2 pseudogenes are annotated in these 1,062 nt (G+C 63.5%); both read left to right on the top strand.

Annotated features, from left to right (window positions below):
* Positions 1 to 396 precede the first annotated feature (396 nt).
* Positions 397 to 564: pseudogene (locus ABZ471_RS48820) on the top strand (IS6 family transposase); the annotation flags it as partial.
* Positions 565 to 676: 112 nt separating this feature from the next.
* Positions 677 to 1,062, top strand: a pseudogene (locus ABZ471_RS48815) (transposase); the annotation flags it as partial.

Below are 1,062 nucleotides of genomic sequence, written 5' to 3'. Positions count from 1 at the left end.
CCCTGAACGCGTTCCAGATCGCCTTCGAAGGCCGGCTCACCCCAGCCAACAACTGAACCTCAACAACCAAGATCAGCCGTTAAATTGACACACCCACAGGACGCGCATCTCACGGCCCCTCGCCCGCGACAAGGAGCTGCAAGCCCGGGCAGCGGCGGGGACCGTCGCTGTCTGTCCGCAGACGGGTTGGCACGGCACCCTGGCAGGCCGCGCACTGAAGTTCCCCCGCTGAGCTGGACAGCCTGATACTGGGACGGTAGGTCCCGGAGAAAGCAGTTCCAGGTAGTGAGCAAGAAGAGCAACATAAGCAAGCGGTACACGGCCGAGGGCGTTGTCACGTTGTCGGTGGCGGGGTGGGATGATCTTCGGGTTGTCCGTGTCCGGAGGGGAGCCGTCGTGTCGGCGCCGTCGTACAAGAATCACCGGTACCCGGCAGAGGTCATCTCGCACTGTGTGCGGCTGTATTTCCGTTTCCCGCTCAGTTTCCGTGAGGTGGAGGAGCTGATGCTCGAACGGGGCGTGATCGCCTCTTACGAGACGGTCCGCCGGTGGTGTCTGAAGTTCGTCTTTTGAGCGGACGTTAAGTCCGATCTCTCTCGGTTCGTGATCGCTCGATCGTGGTACTGATCGTCACGCAGGGGCGCCTGCTGGGCATGTCCATGTTGAGATGCGGGGCATGAAGCGAGAGCCGTACCCGAGCGACTTAGCGGACGAGCAGTGGGCGTTGATCGAGCCGATGATCACGGCCTGGAAGCAGGAGCGGGTGGCGCGGTCGGCGACCGGAGATCCCGGGTCCTGCGATCTGCGGGAGGTAGTGAACGCGATCTTCTATCAGAACGGACGGGCTGCCAGTGGCGCTATCTGCCCCACGACTTCCCAGCCTGGTCGGCGGTGTTCTACTACTTCGGCCTGTGGCGCGAGGACGGGCTCGACCAGCGGATCCAGGAACTCCTGCGCTGCCAGGTACGGGAGAGAGCCCGGCGATTAGAGGACCCGTCCCTCGTGATCATCGATACCCAGTCCGTCCGCGCGGCTGCCGGTGTCCCGAAGACCACGACGGGA

Origin of the sequence: Streptomyces sp. NPDC005728 (assembly GCF_040630895.1) — a bacterium.
Taxonomy (GTDB): Bacteria; Actinomycetota; Actinomycetes; order Streptomycetales; family Streptomycetaceae; genus Streptomyces.
The sequence above is the reverse complement of the archived record's forward strand: the minus strand, read 5'-3'. Positions and strand labels throughout refer to the sequence as shown.